Here is an 18847-nt window from a genome sequence, read left to right on the forward strand (position 1 = left end):
TGCAGATTTTGATGGTGGTGTTGCAACTAAAATTGCGAATCCAAATTCTGGTGGTATTAATACTTCTGCTAATGTAGCTAGAATGGTTAAAAACGCTGGTCAACCTTGGGGAGGAACATCAATGGTGTTAGCTGCTCCAATTAATTTTTCTGTTAATAAAATTTTTAAAGTAAAAGTTTATTCACCTAGAGTTGGTGCTAAAGTATTAGTTAAGGTTGAGAATTCTGCCAATGGTGCAATTAATTTTGAAAAAGAAGAATTAACTACTGTAGCTAATGCATGGGGGGAAATGACTTTTGATTTCAGTTTAATTTCTACAACAAATTCATATGATAAATTAGTTTTAATTTTTGAAAGAGGAACAATGGGTGATGGTTCAGCTAATTTTACATTCTTGTTTGATGAAATTAGATTAATAGCTCCTACTGTAGTAGTTGTGGCGCCTTCACTTCCTATAGATTTTGAATCTACAACAGTAACTTACGGTTTTACTGATTTTGATGGTGGAGTGGGAACTAAAATCGCTAACCCAAATCCAGGTGGAATTAATACTTCTGCTAATGTTGGTAGAATTGTTAAAGGAGCTGGTCAACCATGGGCAGGTAGTTACCTAACTTTAGCTGCACCAATTGATTTTTCAGTAAATAAAATATTTAAAGTTAAAGTATATTCTCCTAGAGTAGGTGCTAAACTTTTATTAAAAGTGGAAGGTGCTGTTGGAGTAGTTCCATTTGAAAGAGAAGTTGTAGGAACTGTTGCTAACGGTTGGGAAGAAATGACATTTGATTATCAAGCCGTTTCAACAACTAATCAATATACCAAATTAGTATTTATTTTCGATCTAGGAACAGTAGGTGATGCATCTGCTAATTTTACTTTCTTAGTTGATGACATTCGTTTAATTGCTCCAATTGGACCAGTTTTATCTCAAATGAATTTACCAGTTACTTTTGATGATATTACTGTAAATTATAACTTGAATTCATTTGGAGGGACTGTTTCTACTATCGAGACAGATCCAACTTTATCTACCAACAAAGTTGCTAAAGTAATTAAAAATGGTGAGACTTGGGCAGGAACTACTCTTGGGGTAGGAGCTGGAACAGCTGAGACTGGATTTAGTTCAGCTATTCCTTTCACAACAACTGAAAGAAAAATGAATGTTAGAGTATGGTCTCCAACTGCGGGTACTCCAGTACGTTTAAAAGTGGAGGTTGCGGGACAACCTACGCAATCTGTTGAAACAGAAGCATCAACTACTGTTGCTAATGGATGGCAAGTTATGGAATTCAATTTTGACACTCCAACAACACCTGCAACAACACCATTTAACCCTGCATTTGCATATAACAAAGCATCTATCTTCTTCAATTTTGGTACTGCTGGATCAGGTCAAACTTACTATTTTGACGATATGAGATTCGGTGCTGCTGCTTTAGGTGTTAATTCTTTTAATGCTTCAAACATCAGAATGTATCCAAATCCAACATCATCAGTTTTCACAATTGAAGCTAATGATGTGATTGAAAATGTTACTTTATTCAATGTACTTGGTCAACAAGTTCTTGCAAAAACCGCTAATGGTAATTCTGTTACTTTAGATGTTGCAAATCTTCAAACTGGAGTTTACGTTGTTAAAACAGTAATCGGAGGAGTTGTTTCAACTTCAAGATTAGTAAAAAATTAGTTTAGTAAATAGTTTATATTGTTTAGAAAACACGTTCCGAAAGGGACGTGTTTTTTTTATTAGTTAATTAAGAATATAGTATAAATGAATTTAATAAATATTGAGTTTTATATTGTTTAATTTGATTTTTTTTTATCTTTATAATCCCTTAAAATTAATATATTATCATGTTTAATAATAAATTCTATTTTTTAATAGTATTCTTACTAAGTTTCCAATTTTCATTCTGTCAAGAGTTTCCTCCTATCGTGAAATACAATCCCGTTACCTATGGCGCTGGAAATCAAAATTGGATGATATCGCAGGATAAAAATGACTTTATTTATTTTGCAAATAATGAAGGATTATTAGAATATAACGGAACTACTTGGAGTTTATACCCATCGCCAAACGAAACCATTATTCGTTCTGTTAATGTAATTGACAATAAAATTTATACAGGTTGTTACATGGAATTCGGTTACTGGATTCGTCATTCAAATGGCCAACTAAAATATACTTCATTAAGCAAATCATTAAAAAACAAAATTCAAGACGACGAACAGTTTTGGAACATTTTGAATTACGACCAATGGGTCATATTTCAGTCTTTAAATAAAATATTTATTTACGATACAAAAACAGGAAAATTCAATATTATTGCTCCTAAAAACGGAATTGTAAAATCATTTAGAACCAACAATTCTATATATTATCAATCTCCCGGTGAAGGTCTTTTTGAAATCGAAAATGGAATTAGTAAATTAATTTCAAATAATATTATTTTTCAAAAAGGAAGAATCGTATCTGTTTTTTCTACAATTGAAGGTTTATTAATCCAAACCCAATCGGATGGATTGTATAAATTAATAGCTGGAAATGTTACTAAGTCGCCAACCTTCATGGATTCTGGGATTTCATCAAGTACAATTTATAGTTGTAGAATTTTATCGGACGGCAGTTTTGCTTTAGGAACTGTATCCAATGGAATTTTTATAGTTTCTAGAGAAGGAAAAATAAAATACCACATTACTCAGAATAAAGGACTTAGTAATAATACTGTTTTATCTCTTTTTGAAGATTCTGATAAAAATTTATGGCTCGGTTTAGATAATGGGATTAATTGTATAAACATTCAATCGCCAGTTAGAAGTTTTGCTGATAATACTGGAATTCTTGGGACTGTATATACTTCAATTGCTCATCAAGGAAAATTATATATTGGGACCAATCAAGGTTTGTTTTACAAAAGTTATGGATCTAATGATGATTTTCAATTTATCAGCGGTACCAAAGGACAAGTTTGGTCGTTGTTTGAAAATCAAGGCACTCTTTTCTGTGGCCATGATTCTGGAACTTTTATTATAAATTCAGGTGTTGCAACTTGTATTTTCTCTCAATCGGGTACTTGGAAATTCTCAAAAGTTCCAAATCATAGTAATTTATTACTTCAAGGAAATTATTACGGAGTTTCAGTTTTGGAGAATCTAAACAACAAATGGGTTTTTAGAAATAAAATAACAGGATTCGATTATTCTTCGCGTTATTTTGAAATTACCAATTCTCTAGATGTTTTTGTGAGTCACGAATACAAAGGGGTTTTCAGATTTAAGTTGGATCAAAATCTATTGAAAACCAATAAATTCTTTACATACAAAACACCAACAAAAGGAAAAAATGCAAGTTTAGTAAAATTCAACAATCAAATATATTACGCTTACAAAGACGGAATATTAAAATTAAATTCAAAAACGAATGAATTTGAGAAAGATAAATTATTAAGTTCTGTTTTCGAAAACGACGAATATACATCAGGGAAAATGATTGTAGATAATTCAAATAAAATATGGTTGTTTTCAAAAAATTACATTCATTATTTTACCTTGAGTAAATTAAGTTCTGACTTAAAACAAAACAATATACCAATTCCTGCCGCATTAACGAACTCAATGTCGGGTTTTGAAAATATTACTCAAATTTCAAATTATGGCTATTTAATTGGTACTACTGATGGTTATTATACGATGAACATCAATGACTTGAGTTTTAAAAATTATAATGTTTCTATTTCAAATATTAGTGTCAATAAAATTAATGAGACTTCCTTTTTTGCTCCAATAACCGAAGAAGGGGAGTTTAAACATGCTGAAAACAATGTGACTTTCAACTATACTGTTCCTGAGTATAATAAATATATTAATGCTGAATACCAATACTTGCTTGAAGGTGTTCAAGATGAATGGAGCGAATGGAACGCAAAGTCTTCAGTGAGCTTTAAGAATTTATCGCCAGGTGAATATACTTTTAAAGTTAGAGCTAAAATTGCAAATTCTACACCAGAGAATATGGCAACCTATACTTTTGTTATTTGTAAACCTTGGTATGCAACCAATTTTGCAATTATCTTTTATTTAATTGTAATTATGGTTTTAGGCCATTTTATAAACAAAGCATACAAAAACTATTACCATACACAAAGAGAAAAACTAATTGAAGAAAACAACTTGTTGCTTGAAATAAAAGAGCTTGAGAATTCACAAGAATTAATGAAGATTAGAAACGAACAGCTTTCTCAAGATGTGGATAATAAAAACAAAGAGTTGGCGGTTTCAACAATGAGTTTAATCAAGAAAAATGAATTATTAGCATTGATAAAAGAAGATTTAAAGAATACTTCTGAAGAAAGTAATAATAGTATAAAATCGGTGATTAAGAATATTACAAAGAATATTTCTGAAGAGGATTCTTGGACTGTTTTCAAAGAAGCCTTTGATAATGCAGATAAGGACTTTTTGAAGAAAGTTAAGTTGGCGCATCCTTCACTTACGCCCAATGATTTGCGACTTTGTGCCTACCTAAGATTGAACCTTTCATCGAAAGAAGTGGCCCCTTTGATTAACATATCTGTTCGAAGTGTGGAGATCAAGCGCTATCGATTGCGTAAAAAAATGGAATTGCCGCACGAACAAGGCCTTGTTGAGTATATATTATCAATATAAAGCTACTTTGTTATTATCTATTTAACTATACAACGCCACAACATTAAACTGTTTTATCATTGTTTTTTCATTAATTTTTAAATAAATTTTATACAAAAAACCTCAATAAAAGCCTGGTATAATTGATTTTTATTTACGTTTAATCACTCTCAAAATATTATTTCATATTGTATGATTTTTGTTGTGGTTACTTTTAATTTTTTTACGCCACTTAACAATATTTTTATATTCCTAAAACAAACCAATTTATTATGAAATCAAAATTAATGTTTATTGCTTTTGTGCTCTTTTCTTCAATAGGTTATTCCCAATTGATAGAAGTTAGCGGAAAGGTAATTGATTCCAAAACAAATACACCATTAGTAGGTGTAAATGTTGAAATTCAAAACACCTCACAATTTTTAATTACCGATGTTGATGGTAACTTCAAATTTTCTAAAGTTCCTGCCGGGGCTAAGTTGATTTTTAGTTTTGTTGGCTACAAAAATTATGAAATAAAGGTTAATAAATCTCAAAAAATAACCATTGAAATGCAAGCGTCTTCTGAAGCTTTGGATGAAATTGTCGTGGTTGGTTACGGATCTAAAAAGAAGCGTAATGTTACTGGTTCTGTTTCGGTTGTTTCAAGCAAAACAATTGATGATTTAAAACCGATTAATGCTACACAAGCTTTACAGGGAACTGTTGCTGGAGTCGTAGTAACTAGTGGTTCTGGAGCTCCAGGTTCTGGTTTTAATATTCGAATTAGAGGTATTTCTTCCAACTCAAATAACGCTCCTTATACCTTAATTGATGGTTATGAAGGGGATATTAGTTTGTTAAACCCTTCAGACATTGAATCGGTAACGGTTTTAAAAGATGCTCAAGCTTCTGTATATGGTTCTAAAGGAGCTAATGGTGTTATTTTAGTGACTACCAAAATGGGTAAGAAAAATTCTAAAGTTAAAGTTTCATTTAACTCTTATTTTGGTTACCAAGAAACTACTAAAAAAATTAAATTGTTAGATGCTACTGAGTACGCTCTTTTATTAAATGAAAGTTATGGAAACGGCGGACAAGCATTGCCTTATCCAATTGTAACTGGTTTAGGAAGTGGTACTGATTGGCAAGATCAAGTTTTTGAAAAAGCGGGTATTTCTAATAAAGATTTTTCTTTGACAGGAGGTTCCGATAAAATTACGTTTTCTTTAAGTGCTTCTAACATTGCTCAAGATGGTATCATAGGATTGGATAAATCAGGATTTGATAGAAGCAATGCGAGAATATCTTTAGGAATTGATATTTCTCCAAAATTAAATTTCTCAACTAACTTAATTTATACCGATTACAATAGAAAGAGTTTAAGTGAAAATGGAATTGGGTCAGTTTTATTTAATGCGATTAATACTCCAGCAACATTAACTCCATATGATGCAAATGGAAATTATACTCTTGTACCTGCTACTCCTGGTTTTGGTAATGAAGTAATCAATCCATTGGCTCAAATTGAAAATACCTATAACAATTATAACCAGCAAAGAATCAATGGTAATTTTGTATTGCAATACAAACCAATAAATGATATAAAAATTACTGCTAGATATGGTTTTGATTCGGCTAATGATGTTGGAAAAACATTTAGCAAAAGAATTGATTATGGAAATTCAAAAGTTTTTAACGTAACCAATAACAGTGTTTCTCAAAAAGCCACTCGTTTTAGCAGTTATACATTTGATTTATTTGGTGAATATGAAAAAACATTTTACGAGGATCACAAAATTAAATTAACTGTTGGTGGAACTCTATATGAGAATAGAGGAGAAGGTTTATTTGCTACAGGATTTAACGTACCTTACAACTCTTGGCAATTTGCAGATATCGCTTTAGCTGGAGCACCTACTTTTGTAGATTTAGAAATTGATCCAAATTCACTTCCAAGACCAGGAATTGTTACTAATGGATCTTATAAATCCACACCTTATAAAAGACCTTCAATTTTTTCTACTTTAGATTATAATTATAAAGAAAAATATTTGTTGTCTTTCATTTTCAGAAGAGATCAATCAAGTAGCTTCTCTGAAAATAATAGTGTTGCCTATTTCAAATCAATATTAGGAGGTTGGCTAGTTTCTCAAGAAGATTTCTTCAATAAAAATGGAGTTGTAAACTTCTTGAAATTAAAAGCTAGTTATGGTACTTTAGGAAATGATGTTGCTCCTGCAAATGCCTACAGATCACAATTATCTGGGGAAGGGGTTTATGTATTTGATAACGTAATTACTCCTGGTGTTGCGGTAGGAACAATTCCAAATAAAGATTTAAGATGGGAATCAGATACTAAAATCGATTTAGGTTTTGAATCTAAATTATTCGACAATAAATTAGAAATAACAGCTGATTATTTTAACAATACAAGAACAGATTTAATTATTGGTGGAGTGCCAATTTCAGGAATTAACGGTGGATATGCACCAGGTTCAGGAGCTCCTGCCGTAAATGCTGGTAAAGTTAAAAACTCTGGAATTGAATTGGTTTTGAATTATAAAGATAATATCAATGATTTTAAATACGATATAGGATTTAATATTACTACTATCAATAATGAGGTATTGGAAGTAAATAATTCTACTAATTTTATTGAAGGTGGTGCATTTGCAATCGGACAATTGCCTCCTACAAGAATGGAAGTGGGCCAACCAATTGGAGTTTTCTATGGTTTACAAACTGACGGTATTTTCCAAAACCAAGCTCAAATTAACGCATCTCCTGTTCAGAACTTGGGTTCACCAACTTCACCTGGAGATATAAAATTTAAAGATGTGAATGGTGATGGTGTAGTTGATTTTAAAGATAGAACGTACATTGGGAAATCTATCGCAGATTACACACTTGGATTCAATATTAATTTGAGTTACAAAAACTTCGATTTATTAACTTATTCATATGCTTCTGTTGGTAACGATATGATTCGTAATTATGAAAGAACAGAGAACAAGTTGAATAAACTTAATTATCAATTGGATCGTTGGACTGGGGAAGGAACAAGCAATACTGTACCAAGAGTAACAACTGGGGCTTCAAGTAACAATTTGTTTTCTAGCTATTTTGTTGAAGACGCTTCTTTCTTAAGAATTCAAACCATTCAATTAGGATATTCACTACCTAAAAAGGTTATCGATAGTTTTGGAATTTCTAAATTCAGATTATACGGTTCTATAAATAACGTATATACCTTCTCAAAATACAGAGGATTTGATGCAACTGCAAATACTGGAGATCCTATTGCAGGAGGAATTGATTCTGGATTCTATCCAATGCCAAGAATAATTTCAATTGGTTTAAATCTTAATTTTTAATCTCTTTAAAATGAAAAAATATACTATTCTAGCCGCTTTTTTATTAGTAACAACATCAGTTGTAACTATTTCTTGTTCTAAGGAATTTATAAATGAAGAAGCTCCGTACACTATCGATTCTGAAAACTATTTCAACTCAGAAGCCGATTATAATAGAGCCCTAATAGGTGCTTACGATATGTTGCAATCAACTTACATTAATGTAATGTTAGGAGAAATTGCATCGGATAATACCTTATCTGGTGGTGAAAGTGCTACCGATGTAATTGGTATCCAACAAATAGATGAAATGACACACACTGCTGTAAATCCAAACTTAAAAGACGTTTGGAATTGGATGTTTGCAGGTGTTCAACGTTGTAACTACATCATGGAATTTAAAGATAAAACAGATTTTGCTAACAAAAATCAAGTTATCGGTGAAACAAGATTCCTAAGAGCGTATTACCATTTTGAATTGGTTAAATTCTTTGGTGGAATTCCATTGAAAGGAGATAAAAGATTTAGTGTAAATGATGAAAAATCAATCCCAAGATCTTCAACTGCCGATGTTTATGCGTCAATTGAAGCTGATTTACAATTTGCTATCAATAACCTAAATCCAATCGCTTCTCAAAAGGGTAGAGCTACTAAAGGTGCAGCTCAAGCGCTATTAGGAAAAGTTTATTTGTACCAAAATAAATTTGTCGAAAGTGCTGCTGTATTGGAAACTTTAATTACATCAAACTCGTATTCATTAGTTAGTAACTACAATACTATTTTTGAAAATTCAGGTGAAAACAATGCGGAATCCGTTTTTGAAGTTCAATATACTGATGCTGAAGGGGCTAGTTTTGGATGTCTCCAATGTAGTGAAGGTAATGTAGCTGTAGGTTTCAACGGAATTAGAAATTATGTAGGACCACTTTTTGATTCTGGATATAGTTTCAATGTTCCAACCCAAGAAGCTTACAATGCATTTGAAACCGGAGATAGAAGAAGAGATGTTGCAATATTGAACATCGCCGCTTGGGCGACTTTAAATACTGGAGTTTCATATGGAACTGGTTACAAACACACTGGTTTCTTCAATAGAAAGTACATTGCTCGTCAGGGTGATGCTAATGTTGGCGATCAAAACTTAACCAATCCAAATAATTACCGTTCAATTCGTTATGCTGATGTGTTGTTAATGGCAGCAGAAGCTTACAGCCGCTCAGGGAATAATGCAAAAGGACAACAATATATAAATGCAGTTAGAGATAGAGCATTTGGCGATACCAACCACAGAATTACACTTACAGGTCAGTCTTTGACAGATGCAATTTGGACAGAAAGAAGATTAGAGTTATTGGGTGAAGGTCACCGTTTCTTTGATCTTGTTCGTACAGGAAAAGCGGTTGGAAGAATTACGGGCTTTGTCGCAAATAAAAACGAGTTATTTCCATTGCCATTTGAAGAAATTCAATTTTCAAATGGAAATTGGCAACAAAATATTGGATACTAAAAATTAGAACTATGAAAAATATTAAATTATTAATAAGCCTATTCGTTTTGACCATTCTAACAGGATGTTCAAAAGAAAGTGAAGAAATAAATTTAGATGCTATTGCTGCACCTTCAAATATTTCTGCAAAAATATCTATAGCTCCTGATAATACTGGAACAGTAACAATTATTCCGATAGGGGAAGGAATTTCTCAATTTGAAGTTTATTATGGTGATACAACGGCACAACCTGCTTTATTAGGCGCTGGTGTTCCTACAACTCATAGATATAATGAAGGAAATTATACTCTTAAAATTGTTGGAATTACTTTAAATGGAAAAAGAACAGAAAGAACATTTCCTTTGGCAATTTCATTTTTTCCGCCCACCAACTTGGCAGTGAATTTAAGTATTTCTTCATTAAATACAATGGAAATTAATGTAACTGCAACAGCTGATTTTCAAACTAATTTTAAAATCTATTATGGTGAAAATCCTAATGAAGTTCCAGAAACATTCTTAGAAGGAGAAACAAAAACGCACGTTTATACTAATCCTGGAACTTACCAAGTTAGAGTTTTTGCTGTGAGCGGAAGTGCTCAATCGGCAGTTCCATTTACAAGAATGGTAACCGTTACAAGATCGGTACTTTTATTATTACCAGTTGATTTTGAATCGACTTCAATCAATTATTCTTTCTTGAATTTTGATGGAGGAAACTCAATAAGAGTAGCCAATCCTTTTCCATCAGGAATTAACACATCGGCATTTGTTGCAAGAATGGTTAAAGGACCTGGACAAGTTTGGGGAGGAAGTTTATTATCACTTTCTTCACCGATTGATTTTTCAGTGAACAAGAAATTTAAAGTAAAAGTTTATTCTCCAAGAGCGGGCGCTAAATTGTTATTGAAAGTCGAAAACTTGACCAATTCAGGCATCAATTTTGAAAGAGAGGTAACCATAACCACAGCAAATGCTTGGCAGGAACTAACATTTGATTATACAGCTATTTCCACAACAAATTCATATCAAAAACTAGTATTTATTTTTGATTTGGGAACTCAAGGAGATGCTTCTGCAAATTATACTTTCTATTATGACTCTGTAATTTTGACTAATTAATTGTGATTGATTTTCATAAACTTAAAAATATAAAAATGAAAAAAATATTAAATTTTGTATCCGTAATTGCATTATTCTTTTTGGTAAGTTGCCAAGAGGATATTTATACATTTGGTGATATTGACACCCCATCAAATTTTGTAGTTACCGCTCAGGTCTTAGGCCAAAATGCTACAACTGCACCAAATGGTGACGGAAGTGGAAAAGTTTTATTTACTGCAAAAGCTGATAATGCAATTTCCTACCGATACATTTTTGGTGATGGAACTACAACTAATGCGCCTTCAGGTATTTTTGAAAAAAGATACAATCAAACAGGTTTAAATACTTTTACTGTGACGGTAATTGCAACAGGTAAAGGCGGAGTAGCAGCAACTACAACTTTAGATGTAACTATTTTAAGTAATTTTGAAGACCCTGAAGCAGTACAATTTTTAACTGGAGGTTCACAAAAAACTTGGTATTTTTCAGCTTCTGAGCCTGGACACCTTGGCGTAGGACCAAACAGCACGGACGATACTCAAAATTATTTTCCACTTTGGTACCAAGCAGCTCCATGGGAAAAAGCAGCATCAGCTGAAAGCTCTTGCCTTTATGCAAATGAATTGGTTTTTTCTAAAGTGGGTAACCAATTAAAATTCCAATTAAACAATCAAGGACAAACGTTCTTTAATAAAGATTTTCAAAGTGTAGCTGGTGGAACTGCCGGTTACGATTTTTGTTATAATTATAATGCAGGTGGTTTGAAAAATGTAAATCTAGGACCGTCTGAATCAGTAGTTATGTCTAGCCCAAGTGCTGCAACTCGTACACGTGGAACGATGATGAATTTCTCTGACGGTGGTTTTATGGGTTATTATATTGGTCAAAGTTCTTATGAAATCTTATCAATTTCAGAAACTAGAATGGTAGTTCGTGCCGTAATGGGAGGAAATCCAGCTTTAGCTTGGTACCATACTTTTACATCGGTTCAACCTACACAAGATGCAACTGATTATTCTAATTTGGTGTTTTCAGATGAATTTGCTACCGATGGAGCTCCTGACCCAACTAAATGGGGTTATGACTTAGGTGCCGGAGGTTGGGGTAATGGTGAACTTCAAACGTATACAAATAGTCCAACAAATGCAGTTGTTCAAGGTGGAAATTTAGTAATTACAGCCGTTAGAAATGGAAATTCTTATACTTCAGCTAGATTAAAATCGGAAAATAAATTCGAATTTAGATATGGTAAAGTAGAATTTAGAGCGAAGTTACCTGCGGGAGCTGGAACTTGGCCTGCACTATGGATGTTAGGGCAAAATTACGCAACGAATACTTGGCCTGCTTGTGGAGAAATAGATATTATGGAGCACAAAGGTTTTGAACCAAACATAATTCACGGTACAGTTCACTATACAGGTCGTTCAGGTGGTAATGGAGTTACTTCACGCATTACAGCAACAAATGTTTCTAGTACTTATCATATATATAAAGTTATTTGGAGCCCACAATCTATCCGTTTTTATGTAGATAATGTATTGTTCCACACTGTATTAAATACAAATTCACTTCCTTTCAACAGCGACTTCTTCTTAATTATGAACGTTGCCATGGGAGGAACATTTGGAGGGCCTGTAGATCCAGCATTTACACAATCTTCAATGTCGGTTGATTACGTAAGAGTCTACCAATAAAAATATGATATTGATAACAACAAGCAATTATTTATTGCTTGTTGTTTTTATGAATAATTGAATTATCATTTGATGAAAAACCTATTAAAATCTCTAATTGTATTAATTACCATATTCTTTTTAAGTTGCTCTGCTCCAAAAGCAGTAGTAGTTACTAATAATACTAAAAATCCAATTGATCTAAAAGTGGATTCTATTTTAAAACTAATGACTTTAGAAGAGAAAGTAGGTCAAATGAATCAATACAATGGTTTTTGGGATATTACTGGACCCACACCAAAAGACGGTCAAGCAGCAAAAAAATATGCAGATTTAAAAAACGGTATGGTTGGAGCTATGCTAAATGTAAAAGGGGTAAAGGATGTTCGCGCTATTCAAAAAATTGCAGTTGAACAAACTCGTCTTGGTATTCCATTGCTTTTTGGTTTTGATGTAATTCACGGATATAAAACTATTAGCCCAATTCCATTAGCTGAAGCTGCAAGTTGGGACCTACAAGCAATTAAAAATTCGGCTTCTATGGCTGCTGAAGAAGCTTCTTCGGTAGGTATTAATTGGACTTTCGCACCAATGGTTGATGTTGCTCGTGATGCTCGTTGGGGTCGCGTAATGGAAGGGGCTGGTGAAGATCCTTATTTGGGAAGCCAAATTGCGACTGCAAGGGTTCAAGGTTTTCAAGGTGATAATTTTAAATCAAATAAGTCAATTATAGCTTGCGCCAAACATTTTGCTGGTTACGCTTTAGCAGAATCAGGTCGTGACTATAATACGGTTGATATTGGAGAATCGACTTTACAAAATATTATTTTACCTCCATTTAAAGCTGCTTCTGATGCTGGAGTAAGAACTTTTATGAATTCTTTCAATGAAATTAGTGGTATTCCTTCAACTGGGAATTCCTATTTGCAAAGAAAAATCCTAAAAGGAGAATGGAATTTCAATGGTTTTGTAGTTTCTGACTGGGGTTCAATTGGAGAAATGATCAATCATGGTTATGCTAAAGATAATAAACAAGCTACTGAAATTGCCGTGAACGCAGGATCAGATATGGACATGGAATCTAATGCTTACGTTGAAAATTTAGTAAACCTTGTTCGTGAAGGCAAAGTTAGTGAAAGCCTTATAGATGATGCTGCCGGACGAATTCTTAAAGTGAAATTTGAATTGGGATTATTCGAAAATCCCTATAAATATTGTGATGAAAATAATGAAAAACAAACCGTTGGAAAACAAGCTTTTCAGGACGGAGTTTTAGATGTTGCTAAAAAGTCGATTGTACTTTTGAAAAATGAAAATGAAGTTTTACCACTTAAAAAATCAGGTTTAAAAATCGGATTAATTGGTGCTTTGGCAAATGACAAAACAAGTCCGTTAGGAAGTTGGAGAATTGCTGCCGATGATAATACTGCCGTTTCTGTTTTAGAAGGAATGCAAAAATACAAAGACAACCAACTTACTTACGCTAAAGGTGCTGATGTAACTATTGGAAGAACGCAATTCGTTTGGGAAACTAAAATTAACACCACAGACAAATCAGAATTTGCGGAAGCGATTGCCTTAGCAAAAAAAGTAGACGTTGTTGTAATGGTTTTAGGTGAACATGGATTGCAAACAGGTGAGGGTAGAAGTAGAACCGACTTAGGATTACCTGGAGTTCAGCAAGAGTTATTAGAAGAAATATATAAAGTAAATCCTAATATTGTTTTAGTTTTAAATAACGGTCGTCCATTAGTAATTCCATGGGCTGATGCTCATATTCCAGCAATTGTTGAAGCGTGGCATTTAGGAACTCAAAGTGGAAATGCAATTGCACAAGTACTTTATGGCGATTACAATCCAAGTGGAAAATTGCCAATGACTTTTCCAAGAAATGTGGGTCAAGTGCCAATATATTATAATTATAAAAATACAGGAAGACCTACAATGAGTGAGCCTGAAAGTGTATTCTGGTCGCATTATTCAGATGAAAAAAACACGCCGCTTTATCCATTTGGTTATGGGTTGAGTTATTCTAAATTTGAATATTCTAATCTGAAATTAAGTACAAATTCATTGTCGAAAAATGGTGAAATTAAAGTTAGTTTCACACTCAAAAACACTGGTAAAGTAGCTGGAAAAGAAGTTGCTCAATTGTATATCCGTGATTTAGTTGCTAGCACTACAAGACCTGTAAAAGAACTTAAAGGATTTGAAATGGTTGAATTGCAACCAAACGAATCTAAAGAAGTTATTTTTACTATTAACGAAAAAACACTACAGTTCTTCACTGCAAATTCAAAATGGGAAACAGAAGCAGGTGATTTTAAAGTATTCATTGGCGGAAGCTCAAATACTACTCTTGAAGGTAGTTTCCAATTTTTAAATTAACGAGCTTGATGAAAAAATTACTTATTGTTCTTGTTTTAATTAGCAGTCTTAATTATGCTCAAACCCAAAAACGAAAATTGGTTTGGAAAGAGAATTTCGATTCTAAAACTCTAAATCGCGATTCTTGGAATTTTGATATCGGAAACGGATGTCCCGATTTGTGCGGTTGGGGAAACAATGAACGTCAAATATATACAGAAACAAACCATACTTTAAAAGACGGGAATTTAATCATTCAAGCCAAATTAGAGAATGAGGTATTTACTTCTACAAAAATCACTACTAAAGGCAAAAAGCAATTCCAATACGGTCGTTTTGAAGCCAGAGCTAAATTACCCGTTGGTCATGGTTTATGGCCTGCTTTCTGGATGTTGGGATCTAATATTTCTTCAATTGGATGGCCAAAATGTGGTGAAATTGATATCCTAGAATACATTGGCCGAGAGCCACATATGGTTTTTACTTCTTTGCATACGCAAGACAGTCATGGAGAAACTATCAACACCAAGAAAACAAAATTTGAGAATATCGAAGAGGGCTATCATATTTATGCAATGGATTGGACAAAGGATAAAATTGAATTTTTCGTTGATTCCAAATTGGTATATACCTTTCAACCAAGTGTAAAAAATGATGATACTTGGCCTTTTAACCAACCTTTTTACCTAATTGTAAATCTAGCCGTAGGGGGTAATTTTGGTGGTCCAGAAGTAGATAAATCAGTTTTTCCACAGCAATTTTATATAGATTACATTAAAGTCTATCAATAGCTGATTATTATTCAATATCTCCCTTGATTTATTAAACATATATCATACTTTTTTATATTTTATTGCATTATAAATGTTAAATTTTTAAATTTTATTTGTTTTATAAATTTTATTTATAGTATATTTGTCTCAATATTAATCTTAATTTAACATTTGCCTATACAAAAAACTACTTTTTAGAGATAATTCTCCAATTTTATTTTAACAACTAAAAAGTATTTTTATGGCTAATGTACAAACCTCAGACGCGTTATTGGTAAAAAATTACATAGCAGGTGATGAAAATTCCTTGTCTATATTAATCAACAGACACCAATCTAAGATTTACGGTTTTATCTATTCTAAGTTATCAGATAGAGATATAGCAGACGATATCTTTCAAGATACTTTTATTAAAGTAATTAAAACCCTGAAATCCAATTCTTACAATGAAGAAGGAAAATTCTTACCATGGGTTATGCGAATTTCTCACAACTTGATTATCGATTATTATAGAAAAAACAAAAAAATGCCAATGTTCAGAGAAACAGAGGATTTTTCAATCTTTTCTATCATGTCAGATAATGTTCCAAACATCGAATCTCAATTGATCACTTCACAAGTAGAATCCGATTTAAGAAAATTAATCGAAGAACTACCTGAAGATCAAAAAGAAGTTTTGGTGATGAGAATGTATCAAGACCTAAGTTTTAAAGAAATCTCAGAGTTAACAGGGGTTAGCATCAACACTGCCTTAGGTAGAATGCGTTATGCAATCATGAACTTAAGAAAAGTTATTGACAAACATCAAATTATATTAACAAATTAATACTATTTGAATACCTTTTTCGTTATAATAAAAATAGAAATTAATTCTAATCAATTATGGCGAAAATTTACTCTAAAGAAGCTTTAGAAATTTCAAAAAAATTACCAAAAAAAGAAACAATTCAATTCTTATTGAACTATTCAAAAGCCTTGAATATCGTTAAAGTGGGTAATAAAAATTTCGAAATTCTAGCTAACTAATTAAAATCCCGATAACTTTATCGGGATTTTTTTTTGTAGTAATCCTCAATCACCGATTTACGGCCGATGGTTTTCGTAATAATATCCGTATCTAAATTCCAACCTCGAGCGGGAGAATATTCACGTCCGTACCAAATAATTTGCAAGTGTAAATCGTTCCATAGTTCTTCTGGGAATATCCGTTTTGCATCTTTCTCTGTTTGAACCACGTTTTTTCCATTCGTTAAATTCCATCGGTACATTAACCTGTGAATGTGCGTATCTACTGGAAAAGCGGGAACCCCAAAAGCTTGCGACATCACCACACTTGCCGTTTTATGTCCCACAGCCGGAAGTTCTTCTAGGGCTTTGAAATCCTGAGGAACTTTGCCGTCGTATTTATCAATTAATATTTGCGACAAGCCATAAATTCCCTTAGATTTCATAGGCGATAAACCGCAAGGACGAATAATTTCCTTAATTTCTTCCACGGTCATTTTCACCATATCATATGGATTGTCGGCATTAGCAAACAATAGTGGCGTGATTTTATTAACTCTAACGTCAGTACATTGCGCCGAAAGCAACACCGCAACAAGCAAAGTATACGGGTCTTTGTGGTCTAGCGGAATCGGAATACTAGGGTATTTTTCTTTTAACGTATTTATAACAAATGTTATTCGTTCTTGCTTATTCATTTTTCGTTAAATTTGAATCGTAAATTTACTACAATTATTGTATTGATTTTCATTTTCAAATAAGCAGTTTCAATTTAAAACACATACCATGACAACATTAAAAAAAGGTGATAAAGCCCCACAATTTTCAGGAGTAGATCAAGATGGAACTACTCATAAACTAGCCGATTACAGCGGAAAAAAGTTAGTAGTTTTCTTTTATCCAAAAGCAAATACACCAGGTTGCACCGCTGAAGCCTGCGATTTAAGAGACAATTTTGAGCGTTTCCAAGCCAACAATTATGCTATTTTGGGCGTAAGCGCTGATTCTCAAAAAGACCAAGCTAAATTTAAGAATAAGTTTGAATTTCCTTTTCCACTTTTGGCAGACGAAGACAAATCGGTAATTCAGGCATTCGGAGTTTGGGGACCTAAAAAATTCATGGGTAAGGAATACGACGGAATCCACAGAACGACTTTCATTATCGATGAAAACGGACTTATTGACGAAGTTATTTCCGATGTAAAAACCAAAGAACACGCAAGCCAAATTCTAAAATAGTTTTTTAATTATTGGGAGCAAAACCTCTAGTTTCCATTCACGATTAGTCCCGCTATTCGCTGTATCTGTAGTGGCGAACCCCGCCACAACAGGATGCCGCTACTATCGGGGCTAGTTGTTCATGTTTAGATTTTTCAAACTGAAAACACCTTTGATTTGTCAATCGGATTTTATTTCAGCTTCTATTAGATGCTGAAACCAATTCAGCATGACAAATACTTAAATTATAAAATTTAATGTTAAATATTCCTCCCAATGATTGGGAATATAATTATAATTGATATATTTGTATTTATATTATAAACCATACAAAATGATGTTAGAATTGCCGAATAATGCAGAGAATATTACTTTAATTCAAAATTTTTTAGACGAAACTAGAAGGAGACTCATTGAAGGTGTAGAAATTACATTTACAGGTAAAGCTAATTCAGAATTGCAAGTTCTAGTTTTGGATTTCGATATAGAACTTGACGATATAGAGGAGGCGATAGAAAATTTAACTACAGAAAATTATTATAGGGGTATCGACCCGTCGACTTCTTCCGATTTTAATGTTTGTGCTTTTTGCACTAAAATAGGAAAAAGTAATGTAGAAATTTATCTAAAATATGGATTAGAAGTTAGTGGTTTACAGATACTATTATTTTCAAATCATTTGCCAAAACACCCAATGGCACAACCTTTTAAAAATTTGAACTATGGAAAATAAAAAAATATTAACAAGAGATAATTCAACTACTAACGAGTTATCTGCTGTTGTGAAAAAAGAATACAAAGGAGTAAAATTAGAATATAATGAGTTCTATTATTTGGATTATTCTGTAGATGAAAATACAGGTAAAATAAATACAGATTCAAAAGAGAAATATTATACAAAAAAGCAAATGGAACGCAATATAAAAGCATTGAAAAATGCCTATCATATTGCTAAAGGAGCTGCTTCACCCAACGAAATAATCGATTTTAGAAACAAATACAATATTTCGGCATCTATGTTTAGTGTAATATTAGGTTTTAGCAAAAACACCATTTCTAATATTGAAAATGAAGGCATTACTTCCTTGTCTAGCGGTAGATTGATAAAAATGTGCCTTGAAAATAAAAAAGTGATATACAAATACGTTCAATTGTGCGATGCAATCGATAATGTAAAAAAAGAAGAGATATCAAAAAGATTAATGGAAGAATGTACTTAATTTAATAATTGTTAATGTTG

General features: G+C 32.6%; 14 protein-coding genes. 13 read left to right on the forward strand and 1 reads right to left on the reverse strand.

All coding sequences use genetic code 11. The features are described 5' to 3' along the window. From AC9UFV_RS04310 to AC9UFV_RS04355, 10 genes are all read left to right on the forward strand, one after another. Window positions 1-1687: T9SS type A sorting domain-containing protein (locus tag AC9UFV_RS04310; RefSeq protein ID WP_509573150.1), on the forward strand; the 1687-nt coding region annotated here is incomplete at its 5' end. 167 nt (window positions 1688-1854) lie between these two features. Beyond that, window positions 1855-4665, forward strand: a complete 2811-nt coding sequence (locus AC9UFV_RS04315) for a helix-turn-helix and ligand-binding sensor domain-containing protein (protein ID WP_509573152.1) — start codon at window positions 1855-1857, stop codon at window positions 4663-4665. Window positions 4666-4916: 251 nt separating this feature from the next. Then, complete coding sequence (locus AC9UFV_RS04320; protein ID WP_509573154.1) at window positions 4917-8000, forward strand: SusC/RagA family TonB-linked outer membrane protein; 3084 nt, start codon at window positions 4917-4919, stop codon at window positions 7998-8000. A gap of 10 nt (window positions 8001-8010) precedes the next feature. Beyond that, the gene (locus tag AC9UFV_RS04325; protein ID WP_509573157.1) at window positions 8011-9486 is read left to right on the forward strand and encodes a RagB/SusD family nutrient uptake outer membrane protein; all 1476 of its coding nucleotides are present in this window, start codon (window positions 8011-8013) and stop codon (window positions 9484-9486) included. Between the two features lie 11 nt (window positions 9487-9497). Continuing rightward, window positions 9498-10589: a hypothetical protein gene (locus tag AC9UFV_RS04330; RefSeq protein WP_509573160.1), complete on the forward strand. Its 1092-nt coding sequence runs from the start codon at window positions 9498-9500 to the stop codon at window positions 10587-10589. Between the two features lie 35 nt (window positions 10590-10624). Further along, the gene (locus tag AC9UFV_RS04335) at window positions 10625-12265 is read left to right on the forward strand and encodes a family 16 glycosylhydrolase (protein WP_509573162.1); all 1641 of its coding nucleotides are present in this window, start codon (window positions 10625-10627) and stop codon (window positions 12263-12265) included. Between the two features lie 72 nt (window positions 12266-12337). Further along, on the forward strand, window positions 12338-14632 hold the full coding sequence (bglX, locus tag AC9UFV_RS04340; protein ID WP_509573165.1) for a beta-glucosidase BglX: 2295 nt from the start codon (window positions 12338-12340) through the stop codon (window positions 14630-14632). 8 nt (window positions 14633-14640) lie between these two features. Next, on the forward strand, window positions 14641-15402 hold the full coding sequence (locus tag AC9UFV_RS04345) for a glycoside hydrolase family 16 protein (protein WP_509573167.1): 762 nt from the start codon (window positions 14641-14643) through the stop codon (window positions 15400-15402). A 223-nt stretch (window positions 15403-15625) separates the two neighbouring features. Beyond that, entirely contained in the window at window positions 15626-16210 is a 585-nt protein-coding gene (locus tag AC9UFV_RS04350) for an RNA polymerase sigma factor (protein WP_509573170.1), read from the forward strand. A 56-nt stretch (window positions 16211-16266) separates the two neighbouring features. Beyond that, window positions 16267-16410 carry a hypothetical protein gene (locus AC9UFV_RS04355; RefSeq protein WP_509573173.1) on the forward strand — a complete coding sequence of 48 codons (144 nt, stop codon included), beginning with the start codon at window positions 16267-16269 and terminating at the stop codon, window positions 16408-16410. Window positions 16411-16427: 17 nt separating this feature from the next. Here AC9UFV_RS04355 and AC9UFV_RS04360 read toward each other — a convergent pair whose 3' ends face one another. After that, complete coding sequence (locus AC9UFV_RS04360) at window positions 16428-17087, reverse strand: endonuclease III domain-containing protein (protein WP_509573176.1); 660 nt, start codon at window positions 17085-17087, stop codon at window positions 16428-16430. Between the two features lie 88 nt (window positions 17088-17175). On the opposite strand from AC9UFV_RS04360, the gene bcp reads away from it, so the two are divergent. From bcp to AC9UFV_RS04375, 3 genes are all read left to right on the forward strand, one after another. Then, a complete protein-coding gene (gene bcp / locus AC9UFV_RS04365; protein ID WP_509565555.1) occupies window positions 17176-17628 on the forward strand; it encodes a thioredoxin-dependent thiol peroxidase in 453 nt (150 codons plus the stop codon). A gap of 313 nt (window positions 17629-17941) precedes the next feature. After that, window positions 17942-18340, forward strand: coding sequence for a hypothetical protein (locus AC9UFV_RS04370; RefSeq protein WP_509573178.1), 399 nt, complete (start codon window positions 17942-17944; stop codon window positions 18338-18340). Beyond that, a complete protein-coding gene (locus AC9UFV_RS04375) occupies window positions 18330-18827 on the forward strand; it encodes a helix-turn-helix domain-containing protein (protein ID WP_509573181.1) in 498 nt (165 codons plus the stop codon). Before AC9UFV_RS04370 ends, AC9UFV_RS04375 begins: the two co-directional genes overlap by 11 nt. The last annotated feature ends 20 nt before the right edge of the window (window positions 18828-18847 follow it).

Origin of the sequence: Flavobacterium sp., assembly GCF_044349645.1 — a bacterium.
Classification (GTDB): Bacteria; Bacteroidota; Bacteroidia; order Flavobacteriales; family Flavobacteriaceae; genus Flavobacterium.